This is a genomic window from Amycolatopsis antarctica (assembly GCF_002262875.1).
In the GTDB taxonomy this organism is placed as follows: Bacteria; Actinomycetota; Actinomycetes; order Mycobacteriales; family Pseudonocardiaceae; genus Amycolatopsis; species Amycolatopsis antarctica.
Map to the genome: position 1 here is coordinate 21,550 of NZ_NKYE01000019.1, position 23,917 is coordinate 45,466.

At 70.6% G+C, this 23,917-nt stretch carries 26 protein-coding genes; 14 read left to right on the forward strand and 12 right to left on the reverse strand.

The window, feature by feature from the left end:
* Positions 1–76: 76 nt before the first annotated feature.
* The 3 genes from CFN78_RS24360 (at position 77) to CFN78_RS24370 (ending at position 3,029) form a co-directional block, all read left to right on the forward strand.
* Positions 77–1,468 (forward strand): NAD-dependent malic enzyme, encoded by a 1,392-nt coding sequence (locus tag CFN78_RS24360; protein WP_094865351.1) that lies wholly within the window; start codon positions 77–79, stop codon positions 1,466–1,468.
* 137 nt (positions 1,469–1,605) lie between these two features.
* Positions 1,606–2,094 (forward strand): cyclic pyranopterin monophosphate synthase MoaC, encoded by a 489-nt coding sequence (gene moaC / locus CFN78_RS24365; protein WP_094865454.1) that lies wholly within the window; start codon positions 1,606–1,608, stop codon positions 2,092–2,094.
* On the forward strand, positions 2,091–3,029 hold the full coding sequence (locus tag CFN78_RS24370) for a molybdenum cofactor biosynthesis protein MoaE (protein WP_094865352.1): 939 nt from the start codon (positions 2,091–2,093) through the stop codon (positions 3,027–3,029). Before moaC ends, CFN78_RS24370 begins: the two co-directional genes overlap by 4 nt.
* Positions 3,030–3,414: 385 nt before the next feature.
* On the opposite strand, the gene CFN78_RS24375 is transcribed toward CFN78_RS24370, so the two are convergent.
* From CFN78_RS24375 to moaA, 3 genes are all read right to left on the reverse strand, one after another.
* Positions 3,415–4,086 (reverse strand): LysM peptidoglycan-binding domain-containing protein, encoded by a 672-nt coding sequence (locus CFN78_RS24375; RefSeq protein WP_094865353.1) that lies wholly within the window; start codon positions 4,084–4,086, stop codon positions 3,415–3,417.
* Positions 4,087–4,714: 628 nt separating this feature from the next.
* The gene (locus tag CFN78_RS24380; RefSeq protein ID WP_094865354.1) at positions 4,715–5,035 is read right to left on the reverse strand and encodes a MoaD/ThiS family protein; all 321 of its coding nucleotides are present in this window, start codon (positions 5,033–5,035) and stop codon (positions 4,715–4,717) included.
* A 2-nt stretch (positions 5,036–5,037) separates the two neighbouring features.
* The gene (gene moaA, locus CFN78_RS24385) at positions 5,038–6,099 is read right to left on the reverse strand and encodes a GTP 3',8-cyclase MoaA (RefSeq protein WP_094865355.1); all 1,062 of its coding nucleotides are present in this window, start codon (positions 6,097–6,099) and stop codon (positions 5,038–5,040) included.
* Positions 6,100–6,249: 150 nt separating this feature from the next.
* On the opposite strand from moaA, the gene CFN78_RS24390 reads away from it, so the two are divergent.
* The 7 genes from CFN78_RS24390 to CFN78_RS24420 all read left to right on the forward strand — a co-directional run bounded on the left by CFN78_RS24390 (position 6,250) and on the right by CFN78_RS24420 (position 11,862).
* A complete protein-coding gene (locus CFN78_RS24390; protein WP_094865356.1) occupies positions 6,250–6,654 on the forward strand; it encodes a TOBE domain-containing protein in 405 nt (134 codons plus the stop codon).
* Positions 6,651–7,430, forward strand: coding sequence for a molybdate ABC transporter substrate-binding protein (gene modA, locus CFN78_RS24395; RefSeq protein WP_094865357.1), 780 nt, complete (start codon positions 6,651–6,653; stop codon positions 7,428–7,430). The genes CFN78_RS24390 and modA overlap by 4 nt, the downstream gene beginning before the upstream one ends.
* 22 nt (positions 7,431–7,452) lie before the next feature.
* The gene (locus CFN78_RS24400) at positions 7,453–8,271 is read left to right on the forward strand and encodes an ABC transporter permease (protein ID WP_094865358.1); all 819 of its coding nucleotides are present in this window, start codon (positions 7,453–7,455) and stop codon (positions 8,269–8,271) included.
* Positions 8,268–9,410 (forward strand): sulfate/molybdate ABC transporter ATP-binding protein, encoded by a 1,143-nt coding sequence (locus CFN78_RS24405; RefSeq protein WP_420807922.1) that lies wholly within the window; start codon positions 8,268–8,270, stop codon positions 9,408–9,410. Before CFN78_RS24400 ends, CFN78_RS24405 begins: the two co-directional genes overlap by 4 nt.
* Positions 9,411–9,443: 33 nt before the next feature.
* Positions 9,444–10,238: an HAD-IIA family hydrolase gene (locus CFN78_RS24410; protein WP_094865359.1), complete on the forward strand. Its 795-nt coding sequence runs from the start codon at positions 9,444–9,446 to the stop codon at positions 10,236–10,238.
* Between the two features lie 37 nt (positions 10,239–10,275).
* Positions 10,276–11,097: a metallophosphoesterase gene (locus CFN78_RS24415; protein ID WP_094865360.1), complete on the forward strand. Its 822-nt coding sequence runs from the start codon at positions 10,276–10,278 to the stop codon at positions 11,095–11,097.
* A gap of 210 nt (positions 11,098–11,307) precedes the next feature.
* Positions 11,308–11,862 (forward strand): snapalysin family zinc-dependent metalloprotease, encoded by a 555-nt coding sequence (locus tag CFN78_RS24420; protein WP_094865361.1) that lies wholly within the window; start codon positions 11,308–11,310, stop codon positions 11,860–11,862.
* Between the two features lie 65 nt (positions 11,863–11,927).
* On the opposite strand, the gene CFN78_RS24425 is transcribed toward CFN78_RS24420, so the two are convergent.
* The gene (locus CFN78_RS24425) at positions 11,928–12,302 is read right to left on the reverse strand and encodes a YccF domain-containing protein (RefSeq protein WP_094865362.1); all 375 of its coding nucleotides are present in this window, start codon (positions 12,300–12,302) and stop codon (positions 11,928–11,930) included.
* Between the two features lie 42 nt (positions 12,303–12,344).
* Complete coding sequence (locus CFN78_RS24430; protein ID WP_094865456.1) at positions 12,345–13,118, reverse strand: PhzF family phenazine biosynthesis protein; 774 nt, start codon at positions 13,116–13,118, stop codon at positions 12,345–12,347.
* 94 nt (positions 13,119–13,212) lie between these two features.
* Between CFN78_RS24430 and CFN78_RS24435 the strand changes: the two genes are divergently transcribed.
* The gene (locus tag CFN78_RS24435) at positions 13,213–14,883 is read left to right on the forward strand and encodes an AMP-binding protein (protein ID WP_094865363.1); all 1,671 of its coding nucleotides are present in this window, start codon (positions 13,213–13,215) and stop codon (positions 14,881–14,883) included.
* 244 nt (positions 14,884–15,127) lie between these two features.
* Here CFN78_RS24435 and CFN78_RS24440 read toward each other — a convergent pair whose 3' ends face one another.
* The 3 genes from CFN78_RS24440 to CFN78_RS24450 form a co-directional block, all read right to left on the reverse strand.
* A complete protein-coding gene (locus tag CFN78_RS24440; protein WP_094865364.1) occupies positions 15,128–16,165 on the reverse strand; it encodes a potassium channel family protein in 1,038 nt (345 codons plus the stop codon).
* Positions 16,166–16,266: 101 nt separating this feature from the next.
* The gene (locus CFN78_RS24445) at positions 16,267–17,217 is read right to left on the reverse strand and encodes a R2-like ligand-binding oxidase (RefSeq protein WP_094865365.1); all 951 of its coding nucleotides are present in this window, start codon (positions 17,215–17,217) and stop codon (positions 16,267–16,269) included.
* Between the two features lie 23 nt (positions 17,218–17,240).
* Entirely contained in the window at positions 17,241–17,864 is a 624-nt protein-coding gene (locus CFN78_RS24450; protein WP_205660640.1) for a TetR/AcrR family transcriptional regulator, read from the reverse strand.
* 131 nt (positions 17,865–17,995) lie between these two features.
* Here CFN78_RS24450 and CFN78_RS24455 point away from each other — a divergent pair, with 131 nt between their 5' ends.
* Together CFN78_RS24455 and CFN78_RS24460 are read left to right on the forward strand one after the other, a co-directional pair.
* Positions 17,996–18,613, forward strand: coding sequence for an HAD family hydrolase (locus CFN78_RS24455; protein WP_276307378.1), 618 nt, complete (start codon positions 17,996–17,998; stop codon positions 18,611–18,613).
* A 47-nt stretch (positions 18,614–18,660) separates the two neighbouring features.
* Positions 18,661–19,566 carry an LLM class flavin-dependent oxidoreductase gene (locus CFN78_RS24460; RefSeq protein ID WP_094865367.1) on the forward strand — a complete coding sequence of 302 codons (906 nt, stop codon included), beginning with the start codon at positions 18,661–18,663 and terminating at the stop codon, positions 19,564–19,566.
* Positions 19,567–19,580: 14 nt separating this feature from the next.
* Here CFN78_RS24460 and CFN78_RS24465 read toward each other — a convergent pair whose 3' ends face one another.
* Positions 19,581–19,862, reverse strand: coding sequence for a hypothetical protein (locus tag CFN78_RS24465; protein WP_094865368.1), 282 nt, complete (start codon positions 19,860–19,862; stop codon positions 19,581–19,583).
* Between the two features lie 201 nt (positions 19,863–20,063).
* On the opposite strand from CFN78_RS24465, the gene CFN78_RS24470 reads away from it, so the two are divergent.
* A complete protein-coding gene (locus CFN78_RS24470) occupies positions 20,064–20,450 on the forward strand; it encodes a cold-shock protein (RefSeq protein WP_094865369.1) in 387 nt (128 codons plus the stop codon).
* An 18-nt stretch (positions 20,451–20,468) separates the two neighbouring features.
* Here the strand turns inward: CFN78_RS24470 and CFN78_RS24475 are convergent, their stop codons facing one another.
* The 3 genes from CFN78_RS24475 to CFN78_RS24485 are packed head-to-tail and all read right to left on the reverse strand — an operon-like array spanning position 20,469 to position 23,879.
* The gene (locus CFN78_RS24475; RefSeq protein WP_094865370.1) at positions 20,469–20,966 is read right to left on the reverse strand and encodes a DUF2771 family protein; all 498 of its coding nucleotides are present in this window, start codon (positions 20,964–20,966) and stop codon (positions 20,469–20,471) included.
* A 10-nt stretch (positions 20,967–20,976) separates the two neighbouring features.
* The gene (locus CFN78_RS24480; RefSeq protein ID WP_094865371.1) at positions 20,977–23,037 is read right to left on the reverse strand and encodes an MFS transporter; all 2,061 of its coding nucleotides are present in this window, start codon (positions 23,035–23,037) and stop codon (positions 20,977–20,979) included.
* Positions 23,038–23,081: 44 nt separating this feature from the next.
* Positions 23,082–23,879, reverse strand: coding sequence for a glutaminyl-peptide cyclotransferase (locus tag CFN78_RS24485; RefSeq protein WP_094865458.1), 798 nt, complete (start codon positions 23,877–23,879; stop codon positions 23,082–23,084).
* Between the last annotated feature and the right edge of the window lie 38 nt (positions 23,880–23,917).

The window sequence follows — 23,917 nt, forward strand, 5'->3', positions numbered from 1 at the left end:
AGGTCAGAGGTGGCCCCGGTCACGGGACTAGGGTTGCCCCGTCAGGTTGTCCAGCTTCGCCGCGGGGGTTAGTGCCATGCCGGTTCCCGGTCCGGGATATTCGATCACCGTCCGTGTCGAGGCGCCGCCCTCGTCGAGTGCCGCGGGGGATCTGACCACCGCCGTCGGCCAGGTGGGCGGGGTGCTCACGGCGTTCGACGTCGTGGAGTCGCACGCCGACGCGATCGTCGTCGACATCAGCGTCAACGTGCTCTCGGCCGATCACGCCGAGGACACCCGGCAGGCCCTCGACGCCCTGCCGGGCGTGAAGGTCCGCAAGGTCTCCGACCGGACCTTCCTCATCCACCTCGGCGGCAAGCTCGAGGTCAGCCCCAAGGTCGCCCTCCGCAACCGTGACGACCTGTCCCGCGCGTACACGCCCGGCGTCGCCCGCGTCTGCCAGGCGATCGCGGCGAACCCCGAGGACGCGCGCAGGCTGACCATCAAGCGCAACACCGTCGCCGTGGTCACCGACGGTTCGGCCGTGCTCGGTCTCGGCAACATCGGCCCCGCTGCCGCGCTGCCGGTGATGGAGGGCAAGGCGGCGCTGTTCAAGAAGTTCGCCGACGTCGACGCCTGGCCGGTCTGCCTGGACACCCAGGACACCGAGGAGATCATCTCGATCGTCAAGGCGCTCGCGCCGGTGTACGCGGGCATCAACCTGGAGGACATCGCCGCTCCGCGCTGCTTCGAGATCGAGGCGCGGCTGCGCGAGAAGCTGGACATCCCCGTCTTCCACGACGACCAGCACGGGACCGCGATCGTCGTCGTCGCGGCGCTGCGCAACGCGCTGCGCGTGGTCGGCAAGAACATGGCGGACTGCAAGATCGTGATCAGCGGCGTCGGAGCGGCGGGCTCGGCGATCATCCGGCTGCTGCTGCGCAAGGGCCCGGCCGACATCGTCGCCGCGGACATCGACGGGATCGTCCACTCCGCCCGGCCGAACCTGGACGACAACCTGCGCTCCATCGCGGAGCGGACGAACAAGGAGAACGTCTCGGGCACGCTGCACGAGGCGCTCGCCGGGGCGGACGTGTTCATCGGCGTCTCCGCGCCCAACCTGTTCGGTGCGGAGCAGGTGCGCTCCATGGCCGCCGACCCGATCGTCTTCGCGCTGGCCAACCCGGACCCGGAGGTCGATCCGATGGAGGCTCAGCGGCACGCCGCCGTCGTCGCCACCGGCCGCAGCGACTACCCGAACCAGATCAACAACGTGCTGGCCTTCCCCGGCGTGTTCCGCGGGCTGCTCGACGCGCAGGCGCACCAGATCGACGACGAGATGCTGCTGGCCGCCGCCGACGCGATCGCCGACGTGGTGGTGGACGGCAGGCTGAACGCCTCGTTCATCGTGCCCAGCGTGTTCGACTCGGCGGTCGCCCCGGCGGTGGCCGACGCAGTGAAGGCCGCCGCCCGCCGCGAGAACGCCTGACCACAAGACCGCAATATGTCGACGTATTGCGATGCCTTGTGCACGAGGTATCGCAATACGTCGACATATTGCGGAAAGTGCTGGTGCGGCGGCCCGGCATCGAAGCGGGTGACCGGCGCGCGGGTTAGCGTGGTGTGGTGAGCGAACTGAGCCATCTCGACGACGCGGGCGCCGCTCGCATGGTCGACATCACCGCCAAGTCCGTGACCTCCCGGACGGCCACCGCCACCGGCACCGTGCGCACCACGGCCGAGGTGATCGGGCTGCTCTCCGCCAACGGCCTGCCGAAGGGCGACGCGCTCGCCACCGCCAGGATCGCCGGGATCATGGGTGCCAAGCGGACCCCCGATCTCGTGCCGCTGTGCCATCCGATCGCACTGTCCGGAGTGGACGTCGGGTTCGAACTCGGTGATGCCGAGGTGCGTATCCGGGCGACGACACGCACCACCGGGCGCACCGGCGTCGAGATGGAGGCGCTGACCGCTGTGGCGGTCGCCGGGCTCACGGTCCACGACATGATCAAGGCGGTCGACCCGGCGGCCACTCTCGACGGCGTCCGGCTGGAGACCAAGGAGGGCGGCAAGTCGGGAGACTGGCGCCGTCCGGCGGAAGGGGAGCAGCGATGAATCGCACCGCACGGGTGGTCGTGGCGTCGAACCGGGCGGCCGCGGGTGTCTACCCGGACCGCACCGGACCGATCATCGCGGAGTGGCTCACCGAGCACGGTTTCGACGCGGGGGAGCCGATCGTCGTCGAGGACGGCGAGCCGGTGACGCGGGCGCTGCGGGCCTGCCTGGCCGAGGAGGTGCACGTGGTCGTCACGACCGGGGGCACCGGTATCTCGCCGACCGACCGTACGCCGGAGGCCACGGTCCCGGTGCTGGACTACCGGTTGCCCGGGGTCGCCGACGCGGTTCGCGCCGCGGGGAGTGGCAAGGTGCCGACCGCGATCCTGTCCCGGGGCGTCGCCGGGGTGGCCGGCCGGACGCTGGTGGTCAACCTTCCCGGTTCGCGGGGCGGTGTGCGGGACGGTCTCGAGGTGCTGGAGGGCGTTCTCGACCACGCCGTCGATCAGTTGCACGGCGGCGACCACGGCACGCACGGTGGCGGCGGGCCCGCGGCCGGTGCGGGTGCGCCCGCTCGCGTCGCGCTGGCGCAGGTCACCGAGACGCCGGTGACGGTGGAGGAGCACGCCGCGCTGGTGGACGACCGGGCGGCGGGCGCGGTGGTCAGTTTCGGTGGCGTGGTGCGGGATCACGACGGCGGCCGTTCGGTCAGCACCCTCGACTACGAAGGGCATCCGACCGCGGGCGACGTGCTGGCGAGGGTGGTCGCGGAGGTCGCGGGCAGGCGCAACGGCCTGCGGGCGGTGGCCGTGAGCCACCGGATCGGCGCGCTGCGGATCGGCGATGTGGCACTCGCGGTCGCGGTGGCGGCAGAGCACCGGGCGGAGGCATTCGAGGCCTGTGCGGAACTGGTCGACGAGGTGAAGTCGCGGCTGCCGGTCTGGAAGCACCAGCGCTTCACCGACGGCACGGACGAGTGGGTCAACTCGCCCTGAATCCCTGGGCCGGGTACCGGATGGGTTCCCGGGCCGGTGCGCGGCCCGCCCAGCGCCCCGGAATGCCACCTCAGGACGTCGCCGTTCCCGTCTACGGCGGATCCGGCGGTCACCGAGGGCGTGTGAGCGGCTACGCGAACGCCGAAAAGCCGCTGAGATCGCCGGAGAGTGCCTGAAACGGCCGTCCACGGCCTGGTTCACCCTCGGGCACCCTAAGGGCCTCTCGTGCATGTGCAGACGTGCTCTGCAGCCGCACGTGGCAAGCGGGCGTGCGGACGCGAAAGGGCCCCACCGCCGGGGGAACTCGCGGTGGGGCCCTTTCGATGTGCCTGATCGGCCTTCGTCCAGGTGATCAGCGAGCGCGGACCTCAGTGGTCCGCACGGATCACTTGGTGGCGATCTTCTGGCCGACGACGATGAAGTCGGCGTTCGGGATGAACTGGTCGTTGAGCTGCTGGAGCTTCGCGAACCCACCCTCGACGTTGTTCTGCTGGGCGATCTTCGCCAGCGTGTCGCCCGCCTGGACGGTGTAGTCACCGGCCGGGTTCGAAGTGGCGACACCGGTGGCCGGAGCGGTGGACTTCTGCTGCGGAGCGGCCTTCTTGCTCTGCTGCTTCGAGGTCGACTTCTCGGCCTTCTTGGGGGTGCTCTTCTTCTGCTGCGACTTGCTGCCCTCGGAGTTCTTGGCCGAGTAGCTGCCGGACGCGCCGGCCTTCTTGCCGCACACCGGCCAGGCGCCGATGCCCTGGCCCTGCTTCACGCGCTCGGCGACGGCGATCTGCTCGTCACGGGACGCGTTGTGCGCGCTGCCCTGGCCGCCGTAGGCCTTCCAGGTGCTCGGGGAGAACTGCAGACCACCGGAGTAGCCGTTGCCGGTGTTGGTGCTCCAGTTGTTACCGCTCTCGCACTGTGCGATCGCGTCCCAGTTGGTGCCTTCGGCCTGCGCGGGGGTCGCAGCGATCGCCAACGGGGCGCCGACGGCCATACCCGCGACAGCGACGCGGGCGATGTGCCGCGAAGCAGCGGAAGCCTTGCGGTGCTTGCCTCGATAAGCCATTTCGACTCGGTCTCATCCTCCGCGCCTACGAAATCTCGCACAGGGCAGACCACATGGATCTGGCCGGCGTTTCAGCCGGCTGACGTTGGCCGTCGCTTGTGGCGGCGGTTTCCGTCCCCCTCCGTCCCTGTCCGGAAGTTTTCTTTCGCTCGGGGTATTGGCCGGGATTCCGCCGGACAGGGCTCGGCGCATCGGATTCCCGGGTGGTGCTTTGGTCGGTCGGGGCCAACCGAGAAGCGACGGTACGTAACGGTGAGCGTGATCGGAAATCATACAAGCCGTGACCTACGTCACAGTAACAGTGCGCAACCTCGTGCGATCGTACTGTTTATGCTGGTCAGAGGCTCGTTATCTGGCCGTTTCCTAGCCGAGATATTTCACTGATCGTGAGGCCTGGGTCACGTGATTGTGGAGTGAATGGGCCATCCGTGCGGCCTCTCCGCAGGCCTTCGCGACGCCTCCGGAGCGCCCCGGCGAGGCTCTTCGAGTGGCGCCGGAGGAGCCGGTGGATCGCGCTGCCGGACACGGTGCCGGAGCCGAGCGTCCGGCTGGTGAACCGCCGGAAACGCTCAGGTGAGCGAGCGACGGCGAAAAGCCGCGACGGGAGTGGGGTCGCAAGGCCGGAAATTCAGCCGCCCGCGAACGGCGGCAGCACGTCGAGCTGGGTGCCGTCGGGCAAACGGGCCGAGGTGTCCCGTACGGCCACGCCGTCGAGCAGGAAGCTGGCCGCGTCGAGAATCCTGGGCAGCGCCGCGGGGTGGCGCTCACGCAGCGCGGCGACCGCGTCGGCCACGCTCGCCCCGGCCGGCAGCTGGACCAGTTCCTCGTCGATGGAGGTGGCCGCACGGGCGGCCGCGAAGTACCGGACCAGCACCGTCGTCGCGTGCCCGGTGGCCAGGTCGTGCTGCACCGGGCCCGGGGACGTGGCTCCGGAAGGCGGCACTGTCATGTTCAGCCTCCGATGGCGCTCATCGGCCGGATCGGCTGTGCGAATCCGGCTTCGTTGATCTCGTGTCCGGCCAGTTTGGCCCACATCGTCGCCCGCCACGCCTCGGCCACGGCCTCGTCGCCTGCCCCGCCGCGCAACAGCCGCCGCAGGTCCGTCTCCTCGGTGGAGAACAGGCAGGAGCGGACGGCACCGTCGGCGGTCAGCCGGGTGCGCTCGCAGTCCGAACAGAACGGCCGGGTCACCGAGGCGATCACACCGACCTCGGCAGGCCCGCCGTCGACCAGCCATCGTTCGGCGGGAGCCCCGCCGCGCACGCTTGGGCTCGGGCTGAGGGTGAACTCGGTGCCCAGCAGGTCGAGGATCTCGGCGGCGGTGATCATCTCGCCGCGGATCCAGCCGTGCTGCGCGTCCAGCGGCATCTGCTCGATGAATCGCAGGTGGTAGCCGTTCTCCACGCAGTAGCGCAGAAGAGAGGTGGCCTGGTGCTCGTTGGTGCCGCGCATCAGCACCGAGTTGATCTTCACCGGGTTCATCCCGGCCTCGCGCGCGGCGGCCAGCCCGGCGAGTACGTGCGGCAGCCGGTCGCGCCGGGTGATCTCCCGGAAGGTGGCCGCGTCGACGGTGTCCAGCGAGACGTTGATCCGGTCGAGGCCGGCCTCGGCCAGTCCCTTCGCGCGCTTGGCGAGCCCGATGCCGTTGGTGGTCATGGACATGCGCGGACGCGGTTCGAGCGCGGCGACGCGGGCGATCAGGCCTTCCAGTCCCGGGCGCAGCAGAGGTTCGCCGCCGGTCAGCCGGATGTCGGTCACGCCGAGCCGTTCGACGGCGATCGTCAGCAGGTGAACCAACTCGTCGTCGGAGAGGAGCTGGTCGCCGGGCATCCAGTCGAGGCCCTCCGCGGGCATGCAGTAGGTGCAGCGGAGGTTGCACTTGTCGGTCAGCGAGACCCGCAGATCGGTGGCGACCCGGCCGAAGGTGTCGATCAGCGCGGGGTCGTCCGGACGGGGCTGTGCTGCCGTCTGGGCATTGGGTACCCGGGGAAGCCCGAGGTGTACCGCTGTCATCTCTCTTAGGGTAGTGCCGAAACCGGTCGAACGTGACTTGTAGGCAGAGCGACAATTATTTCGGCGCGGCCCCGTTGTTCCTTGGGGTACACGGAGTTTCGTCGCCTGTCCGGGTGGATTTTCCGCACCTGCGGCGATAATGTTCCGCCCATGCCGCAGTTCCGGTTCTCCGAGGCCGCCAGATTGCTCGGAGTCAGTGACGACACCGTCCGGCGCTGGGTCCGCGCCGGAGCGCTCGACGCGGAGGAGGACCACGCGGGCCGAAAGGTCGTCGACGGCGCGAAGCTCGCCGCGTTCGCCCGCGCCCAGGCCGAGGCCCCGGACGATCCCTCCGGAGTGGGCCGATCCGCCCGCAACCGCTTCGTCGGCCTGGTCACCGACGTCGTCGCCGACCGCGTGATGGCGAAGGTGGAGCTCCAGTGCGGGCCGCACACGATCGTCTCGCTGATGAGTGCCGAGGCCGTGAACGAACTCGGTCTCGAACCGGGCGTGCTGGCCGTCGCCGTGGTCAAGGCGACCCATGTCGTGGTGGAAACCCCAGGAGGAGCGCAATGAGAAAGACCGTCGTGGCGCTGTCCGCGCTCGCCCTATTCAGCACGGCCTGCGGTGCGGCCGGGGGAGACGCCGAGGGGGCAGCCGACGACGGGGCCGGAGCCCCGCGCACGCTGACGGTGTTCGCCGCCGCCTCGCTCACCGAGTCGTTCGGCGCGCTGGAGAAGCGCTTCGAGGCCGAGCATCCCGGCGTCGACGTGACGCTCAACCTCGGCGCCTCCTCGAAGCTCGCCCAGCAGATCGACGAGGGCGCGGCCGCGGACGTCTTCGCCTCGGCGGACGAGAAGAACATGGAGAAGGTGACCGCCGCCGGCCGCGCCGACGGTGAGCCCGCCGTCTTCGCCACCAACACGCTGACGATCGCCGTGCCGCCGGGGAACCCCAAGGGCGTCAGGGGATTCGCCGATCTCGCCCAGCCCGGCCTGACGCTGGTGGTGTGCGCCCCGCAGGTGCCGTGCGGATCCGCCGCCGAGACGGTGGAGAAGTCCGCCGGGGTCGCGCTCACTCCCGTCAGCGAGGAGCAGGACGTCAAGGGTGTGCTGGCGAAGGTGCAGGCCGGCGAGGCCGACGCCGGTCTCGTCTACGTCACCGACGCCACCTCGGCCGCGGGCAAGGTGGAGAAGATCGACTTCCCGGAAGCGGCGGGTGCGGTCAACCGCTACCCGATCGCCGTACTGACCGACGCCCCGCAGGCCGATCTGGCGCGGGAGTTCACCGAGTTCGTGCGGGGCGCGGCGGGCACCGAGGAACTCGGCAAGGTCGGGTTTGGCAGGCCGTAGACCCGGGGGCGGCGCGGAGGCGATGAGGGCGAACGGCCGTGCGGGCGGCCGTTCGCCCTCGTCCGCGGTGCCCTGGGTGCTGTGGATTCCGGCCGGGCTCGGGCTGGGGCTGGTGGTACTGCCGGTGCTGGGCCTGCTGGTCCGCTCCGACCTCACCCGGTTCCCAGAACTGATCGCCACACCCGCCTCGCTCAACGCGCTCCAGCTCTCGCTGACCACGGCGGCCCTGTCCACGCTGTTCAGCGTGCTGCTCGGGGTGCCGCTGGCCGTGGTGCTGGCACGTTCGCGGGTACGCGGGATCCGGCTGCTGCGTGCGATCGTGCTGCTGCCGCTGGTCCTGCCTCCGGTCGTGGGTGGGCTTGCGCTGCTGTACCTGTTGGGGCGCAACGGTTTTCTCGGCTACCTGCTGGACGTCACGGCCGGCGTGCGGGTGCCGTTCACCACGACGGCGGTGGTGATCGCGCAGACCTTCGTCGCGATGCCGTTCCTGGTGGTGAGCCTGGAAGGGGCGCTACGGGGCGCCGGTACCCGGTACGAGAACGTCGCGGCGACGCTCGGCGCACGGCCGTGGACGGTGTTCCGGCGGGTCACCCTCCCGCTGCTGCTGCCGGCGCTCGGCTCCGGGATGGTGCTGAGCTTCGCCAGGGCGCTCGGCGAGTTCGGTGCGACGATTACCTTCGCCGGCAGCCTGGAAGGTGTCACCCGCACGCTGCCGCTGGAGGTGTACGCCCAGTCGGAATCCGATGTGGACAGTGCGGTGGCGCTGGCACTGCTGCTCGTACTGGTGGCGGTACTGGTGATCGTCGTGGCCCGTCCCCGGTCGCTGGAGGGGGCCAGGTGACCGGCCTGCGGGCGAGCTTCGGCTTCCGCAGGCCCGAGTTCTCGCTGGAGCTCGACCTGGACGTGCCGCCGGGCGGTGTGGTGGCCGTGCTGGGCCCGAACGGGTCCGGGAAATCCACCCTGCTGGGATGCCTGGCGGGACTGCTGGTGCCGGACACCGGCACGATCTCACTCGGCGGACGGGTGCTGACCCGGTCCCCTCGCACGCACGTGCCACCGCATTCGCGGGGCGTGGGCATGCTGTCCCAGGACGCCCTGCTCTTCCCGCATCTATCCATTGTGGACAACGTCGCTTTCGCGCCGCAGTCGCGCGGTGTGCCGAAGGCGAGGGCGCGGGAGGTGGCCCGGCGCTGGCTGGCGGAGGTGGACGCGGCCGGCTTCGGGGACCGCAAGCCGGCGCAGCTCTCCGGCGGGCAGGCACAGCGCGTCGCGCTCGCCAGGGCACTGGCCGGGGAGCCGGACCTGCTGCTGCTGGACGAGCCGCTCGCCGCGCTGGACGTGGACGCGGCACCGGCGATCCGGGCCCTGCTGCGCCGGGTGCTGCGCTCTGCTGCCGAACGCTCTGCTGTCGAAGGACCTGCTGCCGAAGGATCTGCCGCCGAACGGTCCGGGCGGGCCTGCGTGCTGGTCACCCACGATCCACTCGACGCGCTGTCGATCGCCGACCGGGTGGTGGTGCTCGCCGGCGGCCGGATCGTCGAGCAGGGCCCGACCCGGGACGTGCTGGCCGCGCCCCGGACACCGTTCACCGCCAGCATCGCCGGGTTGAACCTGGTCGCCGGCACGGCGAACGCGGACGGTGTGCGCGTCGCCTCCGGTGCCGAGCTGGCCGGGATCGCCGCGGCGGACGTGGTGCCGGGCGAGCCGGCGGTCGCCGTGTTCCCGCCGTCCGCGGTGGCCGTGTACCGGGCCGGGACGTCCGGCACCGGCAGCCCGCGCAACCTGGCCCCAGCCGTGGTCGGCTCGCTGGAGCCGCACGGCGCGGTGGTGCGCCTGCGGGCGAGCGGGGCGGGCTGGGCCGAGGGGGTGACCGCCGACCTCACCGCCGCCGCCGTCGCGGAGCTGGAACTCCAGCCGGGCAGCGCGATCGAGCTGTCGGTGAAGGCCGCGACGATCGCGGTGCACCCTTCCGGTGCGTGAACATCGTGCCGGCCAGGGCTTAGGCTGGAGAGCATGACCGAGCACCGGTGGAACTACCTGACGGACATGGACGGCGTGCTGGTGCGGGAGGAGCACCTGGTGCCGGGCGCGGACGAGTTCCTGGCGGAGTTGCGCAGCAACGGAATCGGCTTCCTGGTGCTGACCAACAACTCGATCTACACCCCGCGCGACCTGCGGGCCCGGCTGGCACGTACAGGGCTGGACGTGCCGGAGACGTCGATCTGGACTTCGGCGCTGGCCACCGCCGAGTTCCTGCGCAACCAGCGCCCCGGCGGCTCCGCGTTCGTCATCGGCGAGGCCGGCCTGACCACCGCGCTGCACGAGGCGGGTTACGTGCTGACCGACCGCGACCCGGACTACGTGGTGCTCGGCGAGACCCGGACGTACAGCTTCACCGCGATCACCAGGGCGATCCGGCTGATCGAGGGTGGTGCGAAGTTCATCGCCACCAACCCGGACGCGACCGGGCCGAGTATGGAGGGTTCGCTGCCCGCCACCGGATCCATCGCCGCGCTGATCGAGAAGGCCACCGGCCGCCAGCCCTACTACGTGGGCAAGCCGAACCCGCTGATGATGCGGTCGGCGCTGCGGGCACTCGGCGCGCACTCGGACGAGACGCTGATGATCGGCGACCGGATGGACACCGACGTGCACGCCGGTATCGAGGCGGGACTGCGCACGGTGCTGGTACTCACCGGGATCTCCACCCGTCAGTCCGCCGAGCACTATCCGTACCGGCCGACCGTGGTGATCGACTCGATCGCTGACTTGATCGGGCGAACCGCTGATCCGTTCGGGGCGGGGTGACACCACACGACGGTGAGCAAGGCTTATCGTCGTGCCTGTGAGCGAGGACCAACAGGGGGACGAGGTCGCCACCTACGTCGTGGGCGATGTGCACGGCCACCGCGACGAGCTGGCCGACGAGCTGCGCGCGCGGGGCCTCGTCGACGAGGCCGACGACTGGGCGGGCGGCACGGCGCACCTGTGGTTCCTCGGCGACTTCGTCGACCGCGGCCCGGACGGTGTGGGTGCCATCGACCTGGTGATGAACCTGCAGGAGCAGGCCGAGGCGGCGGGCGGGCAGGTGGAAAGCCTGCTCGGCAACCACGAGATCCTGCTGCTGGGCATGTACCACTTCGGCGACACCGACGTCCCCTCCGACTTCGGCCCGCGCAGCTTCGCCCGTAGCTGGGAGATCAACGGCGGGATGCGCTCCGACCAGGACGCGCTCACCGACGAGCATGTCGACTGGCTCACCGCCCGGCCGCTGATCGCGCACGCCGCCGATCACCTGCTGATGCACTCCGACACGATGGAGTACCTGGACTGGGGCCTGGGCGCCGAGGAGATCAACGCCTCCGTCCGTGAAGTGTTGGAGAGCGACGATCTCGTTGCCTGGTGGGACGTCTGGCGGCGGATGACCACCCGATACGCGTTCCGCGGCCCGAACGGGCCCGAGGTGGCCGACGCGCTGCTGAAGCGCCTGGGCGGCGAGCGGATCGTGCACGGGCACAGCGTTATCGCCGATCAGCTCGGCATCCACCCGGCGCAGATCGAGGGCCCGTTCCTCTACGCGGGCGGGCGGGTGCTCGGCATCGACGGCGGCCTCTTCGTGGGCGGGCCGTGTCTCGTCGTCGAGCTGCCGTTCGAACCCGTCGACTGAGCGGGCCCGCAGCTACTTTCGTCGTGACGTGTTGCCGAACCGGCTCCGTCCCCGGACGTATGACCTGCGTGTTCACCGGAAACCCGTGCTGATGGTGTATTTCGGACAGTTGGCCGCACGGTATTGGCGTGGATACCGTCGGCTGGCCCGAGAACACGTGGCCCGCGCCGGCTCGGCTGCCGGGTCCGCTGACACAGCGAGGAGTTCGTCATGGCCGCTCGGAAGGTCCGCCTGTTGCTCGCAGGCATGGCTGCACTGCTGATCCCGCTCGGTGCGGTTCCCGCGACGGCGTCGGCGGATCCCGTATCGGAGCAGGTCCGGACGATCTACTACGACGCGACCGGTGCGGAGGAGTTCCAGGACGCCGTGGACGCGGGTGCCGCCGTGTGGAACGAGGCGGTGCCGAGCATCAAGCTGGAGAAGGGCGGCGAGGCGACCATCGAGATCGTCGCCGACGACGGCTGGCCACGGGCGCAGACGATCGAACTCGGCGTCGGCACCATCTGGTTCGGCCGCCAGGCCGTCACCGAGGGCCACGACACCACCCGGATCGCCGCGCACGAACTCGGCCACATCCTCGGTCTTCCCGACGATCGCACCGGACTGTGCGAGGACCTGATGTCCGGCGCCAGCGCGGGCCCGGAGTGCAAGAACCCGCAGCCGAACGCTGCCGAGATCGCCCAGGTCGAGGAGAACTTCGCCGGCACGAGGGACGCGGCCTCGTTCCGCGGCACCTTCGACGAGACGCCGCTCGCCGTCGGCTGACCGGATCACAGACGAGAATCCCCGCCCTGGAAAGCCTTCCGGGGCGGGGATTCTCGTTCCGGTACTCAGGGCACGCTGACGATGTCCTTGCCCAGCGGCAGGATCGACACCGGCACCATCTTGAAGTTGGCGATTCCCAGGGGGATGCCGATGATCGTGATACACAGCAGGATGCCGGTGACGATGTGGCCGAGGGTCAGCCACCAGCCCGCGAAGATCACCCAGATGATGTTGCCGAGCAGGGAGCCCGCTCCGGCCCCCCGGCGGTCGATCAGTGTGCGGCCGAAGGGCCACAGCGCGTAGTTCGCCATCCGGAACGACGCGATGCCGAACGGGATCGTGATGATGAGGACGCAGCAGATGACGCCGGCGACCGCGTATCCGATCGCCATCCAGAAACCCGAGAGCACCAGCCAGATCACGTTCAAGATCAGGTTCATCTGTCCATTGTCCCCTTTGTCCCGCTGTGCGCCGCGCCGCCGTCAGACGTGCAGTTCGCCGGAGGCCACGGTGATCGCGCGGCCCGCCAGGAGCACCCGGTCCCCGCGCAGGTCCATCCGGACGATCCCGCCGCGAGCCGACGCCTGCTCACCGACCAGTTCGCCGCGCCCGCTCCGCCGGGCCCAGTACGGCGCGAGCGTGCAGTGCGCCGATCCGGTCACCGGGTCCTCGTCGATGCCGACGGCGGGGCCGAAGACCCTGCTCACCATGTCGATGCCGTCCCGGTCGCCGGGGGCCGTGACGATCAGGGCGCGGGGGCCGAGGTCGGCGATCGCGTCGAGATCGGGTTGCAGGCCGCGCACGTCCGCGCCGCCGCGCAGCACGGCCAGCAGGTCGTGCTCGCCGCGCCCGAGGTACTCCACCGGCAGGCCGCCGAGTGCTCGCGCCACCCGGTCCTGTTCGGCTCCGGCCACCGGGGCGGGCGGGTCGGCGGGGAAGTCCAGGGTGACCCAGCCGTCCTCGGCCCGGCAACGGAGTTCGCCGCTGAGGGTGCTGAATGTCTGTTCGCCGCCGAGCACGTGTGCGGTCGCCAGAGTGGCGTGCCCGCAGAGGGCGACCTCGACGGTGGGGGTGAACCAGCGCAGCGGTGCCGGGCCCTCGCCGGAGGTCACCACGAAGGCCGTCTCCGGATGCTTGAACTCCGCCGCCACGTCCTGCATCCACCGTTCGCCGGCGGGGGCGTCGAGCAGTACGACGCCGGCCGTGTTGCCGGAGAAGGCCTGGTCCGCGAAAGCGTCGACGAGGTGGAAGCGCATGATCACACGGTAACCCTCTCCACCTGGAGGTGGCCCGGATCACTTCCGGTTCCTAGACTCGGTGTCGCCAGGAACCGATCAGAAGGAGGGCCCCATGCCGGTCTCGCCAGCGGTGCCGAGTTACGCGTCCGGGATCTCCGCCGCCCCGCTGCTCGGGGACACCATCGGGGACAACCTCGACCGCACCGTCGCCGCCCACGGCGACCGGGACGCTCTCGTCGAATGCGCCACCGAGCGCCGCTGGACGTACCGCGAACTGGCCGCCGACGTCGACGCGCTGGCGCTCGGCCTGCTCGACGCCGGCATCGGCAAGGGTGACCGCGTCGGTATCTGGGCGCCGAACTGTGCCGAGTGGACACTCACGCAGTACGCCACGGCGAAGATCGGCGCGATCCTGGTCAACATCAACCCCGCGTACCGCTCGCACGAGCTGGAGTTCGTGCTGAACCAGGCCGGGGTCACGATGCTCGTCGCCGCGGAGAGCTTCAAGACCTCCGACTACGCGGCGATGATCGAGCAGGTCCGGCCGAAGTGCGCGGAGCTGCGGCACGTCGTGCTACTCGGTCACGATGCCTGGAACTCCTTGCTGGACAAGGGAAAGCAGGGTGACGCGGCGGCGTCGGCCGAGAGGCTGGCGGAGAAGCGGGCCGGGCTCAGTGCCGACGACCCGATCAACATCCAGTACACCTCCGGCACCACCGGTTTCCCCAAGGGCGCCACCCTCTCGCACCACAACATCCTGAACAACGGTTACTTCGTCGGCGAACTGTGCAACTACACCGAGGCCGACCGCGTCTGCATCCCGGTGCCCTTCTACCACTGTTTCGGCATGGTGATGGGAAACCTGGCGTGCACCTCGCACGGCAGCACCATGGTGATCCCGGCGCCCGCGTTCGATCCGAAGGCCAGCCTCGCCGCCGTCGCGGCCGAACGGTGCACCTCGCTCTACGGGGTGCCGACGATGTTCATCGCCGAGCTCGCCGAGCCCACTTTCGGCGACTACGACCTGTCGACTCTGCGGACCGGCATCATGGCCGGTTCGCCGTGCCCGGTCGAGGTGATGAAGCAGGTCATCGACCGGATGGGGATGGCCGAGGTGTCGATCTGTTACGGCATGACCGAGACCTCGCCGGTCTCCACCCAGACCCGCGCCGACGACTCGGTGCAGCGCCGCGTCTCCACCGTCGGCCGGGTCGGGCCGCATCTGGAGGTCAAGGTCGTCGACCCGGAGACCGGGCTGACCGTGCCGCGCGGGCAGACCGGTGAGCTGTGCACCCGTGGGTACTCGGTGATGCTCGGCTACTGGAACCAGCCGGACAAGACGGACGAGGCGATCGACCGCGCCCGCTGGATGCACACCGGCGACCTGGCGGTGATGGACGACGAGGGGTACGTCAACATCACCGGCCGGATCAAGGACATGGTGATCCGCGGCGGGGAGAATCTGTACCCCCGCGAGATCGAGGAGTTCCTCTACACCCACCCGGACATCCTCGACGCGCAGGTCATCGGCGTCCCGGACACCAAGTACGGCGAGGAGCTGATGGCCTGGGTGCGGATGCGCGAGGGCGCCGAGCCGCTGACCGAGGAGACGGTGCGCGCGTTCTGCGAGGGCAGGCTGGCGCGCTACAAGATCCCGCGCTACGTGCACGTCGTCGAGGAGTTCCCGATGACGGTCACCGGCAAGGTCCGCAAGGTCGAGATGCGTGAGAAGTCGATCGACCTGCTCGGCCTCTCCGCCGCCGCGAACACCGAGCACGCCTGACCACCCGGCCGGACCGCACCCGCCCGCCATACCGGTACACAAACCCGCCGTGTCGCGCTTTCCGGCACCCCGTGTCAGGCGCTCCGGCACCCCGTGTCACGCCCTCCGGCACCCCGTGTCAGGCGCTCCGGCACCCCGTGTCACGCCCTCCGGCACCCCGTGTCAGGCGCTCCGGCACCCCGTGTCAGGCGCTCCGGCACCCCGTGTCGGGCGCTCCGGCACCCCGTGTCACGGCGCGGGTGGGTCAGGGGTGCGGGGCGTGGATGGCGGCGGCGAGGGCGGACGGGGCGATGCGCTCGTGCCCGACGTAGTACAGCCGGGTGCCCGCCGCGAGTTCGGTGCCCCAGCCGGGACTGACGAGCAACTTCGCACCGGTACGGGCGGCGAGGACGGTGGCGCCGTACCGCCTGCCGAGCGCGGTCTGGCAGTCGCCGAAGGTCACCCCCGCCATCGACTCCGGAATCTCCGTGGAGAACGTGCTGTTGCCGCCCGCGGTGACCAGCTCCTCGTACACCTGCGAGATGCCGGGGTCCTGCAGTTCCTCGGTGATCATCCGCGGGGTGTGCCACTGGACGCAGTGGACGGACGCGTTGACGTAGCGAAGATGCGGCGCCCGCGCCATGTCCCGCAGGGCGACGACGAGGTGGACGCCGGCGTGGACGTGGTCGACGGTGACGGCGATCGCGAGCGCCTCGTTGTCGTCGCGCGCGTCGATCAGCACACTGTGCGCGCGCTCGACACCCGCACGCCGCAGTACCACCGAGTCGGTCAGATCGCCGCGAACGAAGTCGACGTCCTGGTCGGCCATCGGGTGCACGGAGGTCTCGTCCCACGCGCAGAGGACCACCGCCCTTCCCGCGTCGGCGAGCAGTTCGCCGACGATCTGCTCGCTGCGGCCGGGCAGGTAGCCGAGCACGGCGATGTGACCGGACAACGAGACCGGTGCTGATCCCTGCATGCGCCGCCCTTTCGCCTTCTCGATCCGGCTCGCCAGTTGGGTGAACAACGCGGTGAGCGTGGCGATGCCGCCGATGATCACGTACACGCCGACGAGGTGGCCGCCCAGCGACTCCGGGAAGAAGTCGCCGTATCCCACGGTGGACGCCGTGACGACGAACCACCACCAGTAGTTCGCCGGGCTGACGACCTCGCTGCCCGCGGGCTCGACGAGCGCCATCACCGGCCAGCTCGTCGCGAAGACGAACAGCACCACCGCGAACGGTGCCGCCCAGGAGCGCAGGATCGCGAACCGGGCCAGCAGGCGGCCGAGAAAGACGGGCACGGGTCTCCCTCCGTCGCGCCGGGTACGCAGCAGCGTAGACGGCGCGACGGCGACCGGGCGGGCTTTCCGGGAGAACCCGGTGGACGCGCCCTGCTCCCGGGTCAGCCTGCCAGCGCTCGGGCGTCCTCCTCGCCGAAGGTCTCCTCCAGTACCTCGGGGCTGTAGTCGAGGTCGATCTGCTCGACGGGGGCGCCGCGCGCCGACTCGATCGCACCCAGCCTGCGCTGCGCCCGGTCGGCCGCGTACCGCAGGAACTCCTGCGGGTCGATGCCGAAGGGCTGCTCGTCGAACTGCGCGTTGACCCACTCGATCATGCTGAGCGCGTGCGGCAGGAGCTCGCCCATGCGCTGCTGCACCACCTCCCACAGCGAGTCGTCGGCGGCGATGTGCCTGCGGCAGGTGAAGGTGCCCCAGGCCATGTGCCTGCGTTCGTCGTCGCCGATGCGGCGCACCAGCTCCTGCATTCCCGGCAGAATGTTGCGGTCGGTGCACACCTTCTGCCAGGCGTAGTAGCCGGTGAGCGCGAGGCTTCCCTCGATGACGTGGTTGTAGGTGACGGAGGCGCGGATCTGGTTGGCAGGACTCGGATCCGTCCGCAGCACGCCCAGTGATTCCGGAAGTTCCTCGTAGAAAAGCTTGCGGTAGTGGGGATTCTCGGCGACGTAGGGGTGCAGGTCCGCGGTCAGTCCGACGGCGTCCATCCAGCGCCGGAACACCTCGGTGTGCTTGGCCTCCTCGAAGCAGAACTGGGTCAGGTACATCTCGTCGCCAAGCCTGCCCTCCGCCGCCATCGCCTGCATGAACGGCTGGATGTCCTCGGTGACGGCCTCCTCTCCGGCGATGAACTGCGCGCACAGATAGGTGGCCGACCGCCGTTGCTCGTCGTTGAGTGACTCCCAGTCGTGCCGGTCGCGGGAGAAGTCGATGTCGGCCGGATTCCAGAACTTCGCATTTCCCTTCACGAAGAGGCGCAGGGGAAACGCGTCCCAGTTCAGCCCGCCTCGACGGAGGGAGCCGAACCCGGTGCGCACTGCTGTGGTGGTCGCCGTCATCTCGCACCTCTCGATTTCGCCGGTTACTTTGTGTCCTCTGTGGACAAATCGGACCCGTGGACGCAGTGATCCAACAGCGGTGCCAGTACCGAGCAGACCGCCTCGGCGGCCTCCGCCGCGGTGCCGGTGGGCAGGACCAGGTGACTCATCGTCAGCCGGGTCACCGTCTCCGCGAGCCGTCGGCAGGTCGCTATGTCGACTTCAGGGAGCCGGGAGGCGAAGTGTGCGGTGCCCTGCTCGATGGACCGGCGCAGGATCGGCTCGCCGCGGGTGGTGATCAACGGGACCAGGTCCTCGGCGGCCTCGGTGCCGAGCGCCGCGGCGACCAGCCGATCGGCGCGGGCGTGCTCGATCACGTACGTGGTCGCGGCCCTGGTGCCCTCGACGAGGTCGTCCGCCGCGTCGAGTCTCGCCTGCACGCCCTCGTGGAACTCGGCCGCCGTGCGCATCGCGACCGCGCGCACGAGTGCCGACTTGCTGCCGAACTCGTTGTAGACGGTCTGCCTGCTGACGCCGACCCCGGCGGCGACGTCGGCCATGCGGAGCCCGGCGTAGCCGACGTCGGGCAGGATCCCGGCGGCGGTGTCGAGCAGCTCCTCGCGCAGTGAGGCCTTGACCCGCTCGGTATAGCTGGTGATCTGTGCCACACAAACAGCTTGACACGAACGCTCTCAATGTCAAGAGGGTCTACGTCGAACGAGTGCGCGTCCAGCGTCCGGATCCTGGACCTCGTTTCCCCCGGCCGGGGCGCCGTTACTGTGGATCGGGTGGTATCACCATCGGTTTCGACCTCGACATGACGCTGATCGACCCGCGGCCAGGGATGGCCGCGCTGATGGACACGCTCGGCGCAGAGGTCGGCATGGACCTGCAGGGTGAGCGTTTCGCGGCGAACCTCGGGCCCCCGCTCGACATGGTGCTGCGCGAACGTGGCGTCCCGGAGGACCGGCTGGACGAGTTCGTCGCCAGGTTCCGGGCGCTCTATCCCGAGGTGGTCATCCCGGCCACGGTGGCGCTGCCGGGTGCCGCCGAAGCGCTCGCCGCGATCCGCCGGGACGGGGACAGAATCCTTGTGGTGACCGGAAAGTACGGCCCCAACGCGCAGCTGCACGTGAACGCGCTCGGGTTCGAGGTGGACCACCTCGTCGGCGAACTGTGGGCGGCGGGCAAGGCGCAGGCGCTCGTCGAACAGGGCGCCGCGGTCTACGTCGGGGACCACCGCGGCGACATGGTGGGCGCGCTCGCGGCCGGGGTGGTCGGGATCGGCGTGACCACCGGTCCGTGCTCGCGGGCCGACCTGCTCGACGCCGGCGCGGAGGTCGTTCTCGGCTCGCTGCGGGAACTTCCCGCATGGCTGTCGGCGAACATCGGCAGGTTCACCCTGCACCGGTCCTGACCCTGCCGGATTGACCTCGACCATAGTTGAGGTAACAGGCTGGGGTGATGAACGTACCGCGAATCTCCGTCAGCCTGCCGACGATCGGTGACCTCGGCGTCCTCGACGCAGGAGGGGGCCTCGCCGCGGCCGCGCGGCACGTCGAGGACCTCGGTCTCGGTGACGTGTCGGTCGCCGATGTGATCGTCGGGGACAGCACCCCCGCACGGGAGGCCGTCGTCGTCGCGGCGACCGCCGCCGCCGTCACCGAACGGATCGGGATCGAGTTCGGCGTGCTGGTGCTGCCGGTGCGCTCGACGGTCCACCTCGCGGCGCAGATCCAGACGCTGCAGCACGTCTCCGGCGACCGCCTCGCGCTCGGCGTCGGCACCGGCGGGTTCCCCGGCACACCGTTCTGGCAGGCGGCCGGAGCGCCGCGGCGCGGCCGTGGCGAGCGCACCGACACCGCACTCGCCGCGCTACCGGGCCTGATCGCCGGCGAGCCGACCGAGATCGGGGGCAGCACCGTCACGCTCGCCCCCGCGGCCACCGTGCCGCCCGTGCTGATCGGCGGGACCTCGGACGCCGCCCTGCGCCGGGCAGCCCGGTTCGGTGACGGATGGATGCCCTCGCTGCTGCCCGCCGGGGAACTGGCCGCCAGGACGCGAAGCCTGCGGGAGCTCGCCGCCGAGCGGCGACGCCGCACCCCCGTGGTGGCCTACGGAACACACCTGCTCCCCGCGGGCGACGGCGGACGGCGGGACGCGTTCGTCCACGACCTGGTCCGGACGCACGGCATGCCCCGGTCAGTGGCCGAGCGCGTTCCGGTCACCGGCGGACCGTCCGAGATCGCCGACCGGATCGCCGAGTACGCCGAGGCGGGCGCGGACCGGATCGGCTTCGCGCTGGACGGGCCGGACTGGTTCCGGCAGTGCGAGGTGCTGGCGCGCGCCGGGCAACTGCTCGCGGGCTGAGGCCGTTTCCCGGACTACGCGCCGCTCGCGCTCGCCCCGGGCGAGGCCGTGGTCTCGGCCGTCTCGGCGGCGTGCGCCCTGCGGGCCTCCTTGACCAGTCCGACCAGGCCGAGCCCGAGTCCGAGCGGGGTGATGACACCCGCCGCGACGCTCAGCCACACCGGCAGATTCTCCAGTCCGGCGGCGAACATCACGAACACGGCGACGACGGCCACCATGCCGATCGCGAACAGCACGACGCCGACCTTCATCAGCGGTGACTGGCGGATCTGCTTCGGCGGGGCGGGAACGTCCATGCGCCCGAGTCTAGGACAGCGCACCCTGGCCGGAGAAGCCACGAGACGCGGCGCACGGTATCGGCTTCTCCGAAGCCCGCCGGTCGCGATAGGCTTGCCGGACGCGCGTTCGGGGTAGGCCCCTGGCGCGCGTTCGTCGTGCATGGCCGCCTCCGGCCGCGCACGCACCCGGAGTACTTGAGCGAAGGAACGGTGAGGGCAGTGCCGACCGGCAAGGTCAAGTGGTACGACGCGGACAAGGGCTTCGGCTTCGTCACCCAGGACAGTGGCGACGACGTCTACATCCGCAAAGCCGCGCTACCGCAGGGTGTCGAGGCGCTCAAGACCGGCCAGCGGCTCGAGTTCGGCGTCGCCGACGGCCGCCGGGGCCCGCAGGCGCTGTCCGTCCGGCTGCTCGATCCGCCGCCGTCGGTCGCGGAGGCCCGCCGCCGTCCCGCCGACGAGCTCCAGGTCCTGCTCGAGGACATGATCAAGCTGCTGGAGACCCGGGTGCAGCCCGATCTGCGCCGCGGCCGCTACCCGGACCGCAAGAACACCAAGCAGATCGCCGAGATCATGCGTGCCGTCGCCAGGGACCTGGATCCGTGAACCGCCGGTAGCCGCGGCTCAGCGTTCGACCTGGAACGACCAGACGCCGCGGACGACGAGTTGCGGGTTGCCGTCGGCGTCCGGGATCGGCATGCCCGTGGCGTCGGCGGCGTAGGCGGCGCCGAGCTGCTGGATCTCCACGACGAGCACCTGATCGCCCGGCGCGTCCCCGGTCGCGGTGTAGGCGAGCCTGCTGTCCTGGCCGAAGAACTCCTGCTTGATCGGCTTCAGGTTGCCCTCGGCGTCGGTGTACTGAACGTTCACCACCCACGGCGTCTCCGCGACCTCGGACGGCAACGAGATCTGTACCGGCATGCCCGCCCGCACCGGGATTTTCGCGGCGGCGCCCTCGTTCTGCTCGCACGAGCTGACGATCGCGTCGCAGTAGATCAACGGCGCGGCGTTGACCGTGCGGCCGTCCGCGTAGAAGCTGACCTCCGGGGCACCCGGGGCGGAACAACCGGTCACGGTCACGGCGGCACCGGCCAGCAGGCCCGCCACTGCACGTCGTCGCATGCAGCAGAGACTACGAGCCCGAGTGGTCGCGGGACGGAGCCGGTCCCTCGGCGGGCCGCCGCGGCGCCGTGCTGGGCGCCCGGTCCGGCCGCAGCGGCCGGTCGCCGCCGAGACCGGGGATCAGCGAACTGCCACGGCGCACCAGGAAGGTCTGCGCCAGGCCGATCGCCAGCAGCACGGAGACGACCAGGAAGCCGATCCAGTACGTCGGCGGCAGCAGCAGGCCCACGGCGCCGCCGAAGCACCACGCCATCTGCAGCACGGTCTCCGACCGGCCGAACGCCGAGGCCCGCGACTCCTCCGGCAGATCCTGCTGGATCACCGCGTCGAGGCTGATCTTGGCGAGCGCGCTTGCCGTCGAGCCGAGGAGGCCGACGATCGCGGCGGTGGTGATGCCGGAGATCACCGAAGCCAGCACGGTCGCGCCGAGCGTCGCGGCGACGCAGTAGAGGACCACCTGGTCCGGCTTGCCGAACTGGAGCCGGGAACCCAGCGCGTTGCCGGCGAAGCCGCCGATCCCGGCGGCGGCACCGATCACGCCCAGCAGCAGCAACTGCATGAACGGCGTCTGGCCGCCGGCCTCGGCCTGCGACTTGATCGCGAACGCCGCGAACATCATCAGGAACCCGGTCAGCACGCGCACGGTCCCGTTGCCCCACAACGAAACCACGACATGCCTGCCCATCGGCTGCCGTTTCTTCTTCTCCGGTTTCGACGACAGCGACGCCGGTACCTCGCCCTCGGTGACCTCCACCCAGGACGGGATCCGCATCGCCTGCCAGGTGCCGACCACGCAGATCGCGGCCGTGAACCACAACGCGCCGGATGAGCCGAGGACGCCGTTGAACCCGCTCGCCACCGCACCGAACATGCCGCCCGCGGCCAGGCCGAACACGGTCAACCGGGCGTTGGTCTTGGACAGGGTGATATCCGGTGGCACCACCCTCGGGGTGACCGAGGATTTCAGCACCATGAACGACTTCGACAGCACCATCTTGCCGAGCGCCGCCGGATACAGGAGCCAGGTGTCGAAGTTGAGCGCCATGACGACGCACATCAGCGCCTGCCCGGCCGAGGACACCGACATCGCCAGCCGCCTGCCCCGCTGGATCTTGTCCAGTGCGGGGCCGATGACGGGCGCGACGAGTGCGAAGGGCGCGATGGTGATCAGCAGGTACAACGCCACCTTGCCCTTGCTCTCACCGCTGCTCGCGGCGAAGAACAGGGTGTTCGCCAGCGCGATGGCCATCGCCGCGTCGCTGGCGTAGTTCAGCATCACCGAGAAGCTCAGCGAGGTCAGGCCGGACTTGTCCGCCCCGTCCGCGCGGTGCGCCCGGTGGAAGGCGTCCACGGCCTGGCCGGTGAGCTGCCTGCTGCGCAGTGCCGCCACCCGGGTGACGGTGATCTTCTTCGGCAGCTTGGGCACGGTCCCGGCGGCGGCCGCGGCGGCGGCTTCGTGGTGGGACGCCTGCTCCTCGCGGCCGTCCTGGTATCCGCCCGGCGGCGCCTGCTCGTACCGATCCTGTTCGTGCCGCTCGTTCTCGTACCGGCCGTTGTCGTACCGGTCGCGGCCGTACCGGTCGTGGCCGTACGGGGCTCGGTCGTGCCGCTCGTCCTGGTACTGGTCGTAGCGGGGACGCTGCGGGTAGTTGCCCCCGGTGTCGTACCGCTCGTAGTCACCGGTGCGCGGCTGGTCCCGCCGGACGGGCTGGGTGCGGTCGAACTCGGGTCGCGGTGGCCGGTACTGACGGGCACCCCGCACGGTCTGGCGTTCGGCCGCCGGGATCGCCCCGGTCGGCGCGTCGTCCGCGGTCGGCGCCCCGTGGCCCTGCTCCATCGGCATGTGCCGGGTGGCGGGCCGGGAGGGTGGCGGCGGCGTGTCCTGGCCGTCGTCGTAGAAGCGGCTGCGCGGACGGTCGGACGGCGGCGGTGGCGCCTGCGGGGGAGGCGCGGCGGACCGCTCCGCGCCGGGCTCGGGCGTCCACTTGCGCTTCGACTTGCGACCCGCGCGACCCTGCCCGCGACGGCCGAAGCGGGGGCCGTCCGGGTCGGACTGGGAACGGGAACGCATCACGGGTCAATCCTGCCGTACTGGGGGTGGTTTTCGCCGGTCGGTCAGCCCGACGGTACGAGTCTTGTCCGGAACATCTTCGGCCACAGCTTGCCGGTGAGCAGGAACTGGTCCGTCCCGGCCACCGCGGCGATGCCGTTGAGCACGTCCGCCTGCGCCTGTTCGGCCTCGCTGAGCAGGCCGGACGCGTCGATCCGGGCGGTGACGGCCCCGGTCGCCGAGTCGATGCGGAGCACGGTGTCGGTCTGCCAGACGTTCGCGTAGACCTCCTCGCCGACGCATTCCAGCTCGTTCAGCTCGTCCACCGGCCCTGCCGCCGAGCGGACCTCCAGCGTGCCGGTCGGCGCGAACGTGCGGGGATCGCGGAAGGTGAGCGTGCCGGAGCCGTCGCTCATCACCAGCCGGTCGCGTCCGTCCTGGTGGCACAGTCCCCAGCCCTCCCCGTCGAAGGGCACCCGTTCCCGCTCGGCGAGAGTGGCGGCGTCCCGGCGGATGGCGAAGCCGTCGGTCCAGGTGAGCTGCCAGAGGGTCGGCCCGGCGACGGTGATGCCCTCGCCGAACAGTCCGGCGTCCAGTGGCACCCGCGTCGTCGGCGGCAGACCGGGCGGACCCGAGCGGATCGAGGAGCTGCCGACCAGCCCGGTGCCCTCGTACAGCACGCCGTCGACCAGTTCCAGGCCCTGGGTGAACGCCGCCGGGTCGTGTGCGAGCACCTCGACGACCTCCGTCCGCAGCCGTTCCTCCGGCGCCGAGCCGGGCGGTGGCTGTGCGGGCGCGCTGGTGCACCCGGTGAGCGTGGCGGCGGCGAGAAACGCGGAGGTGAACGTGGTGACAGGGCGCACCACCCCAGCTTGGCACGAGGACGTACGGCACAATCGAC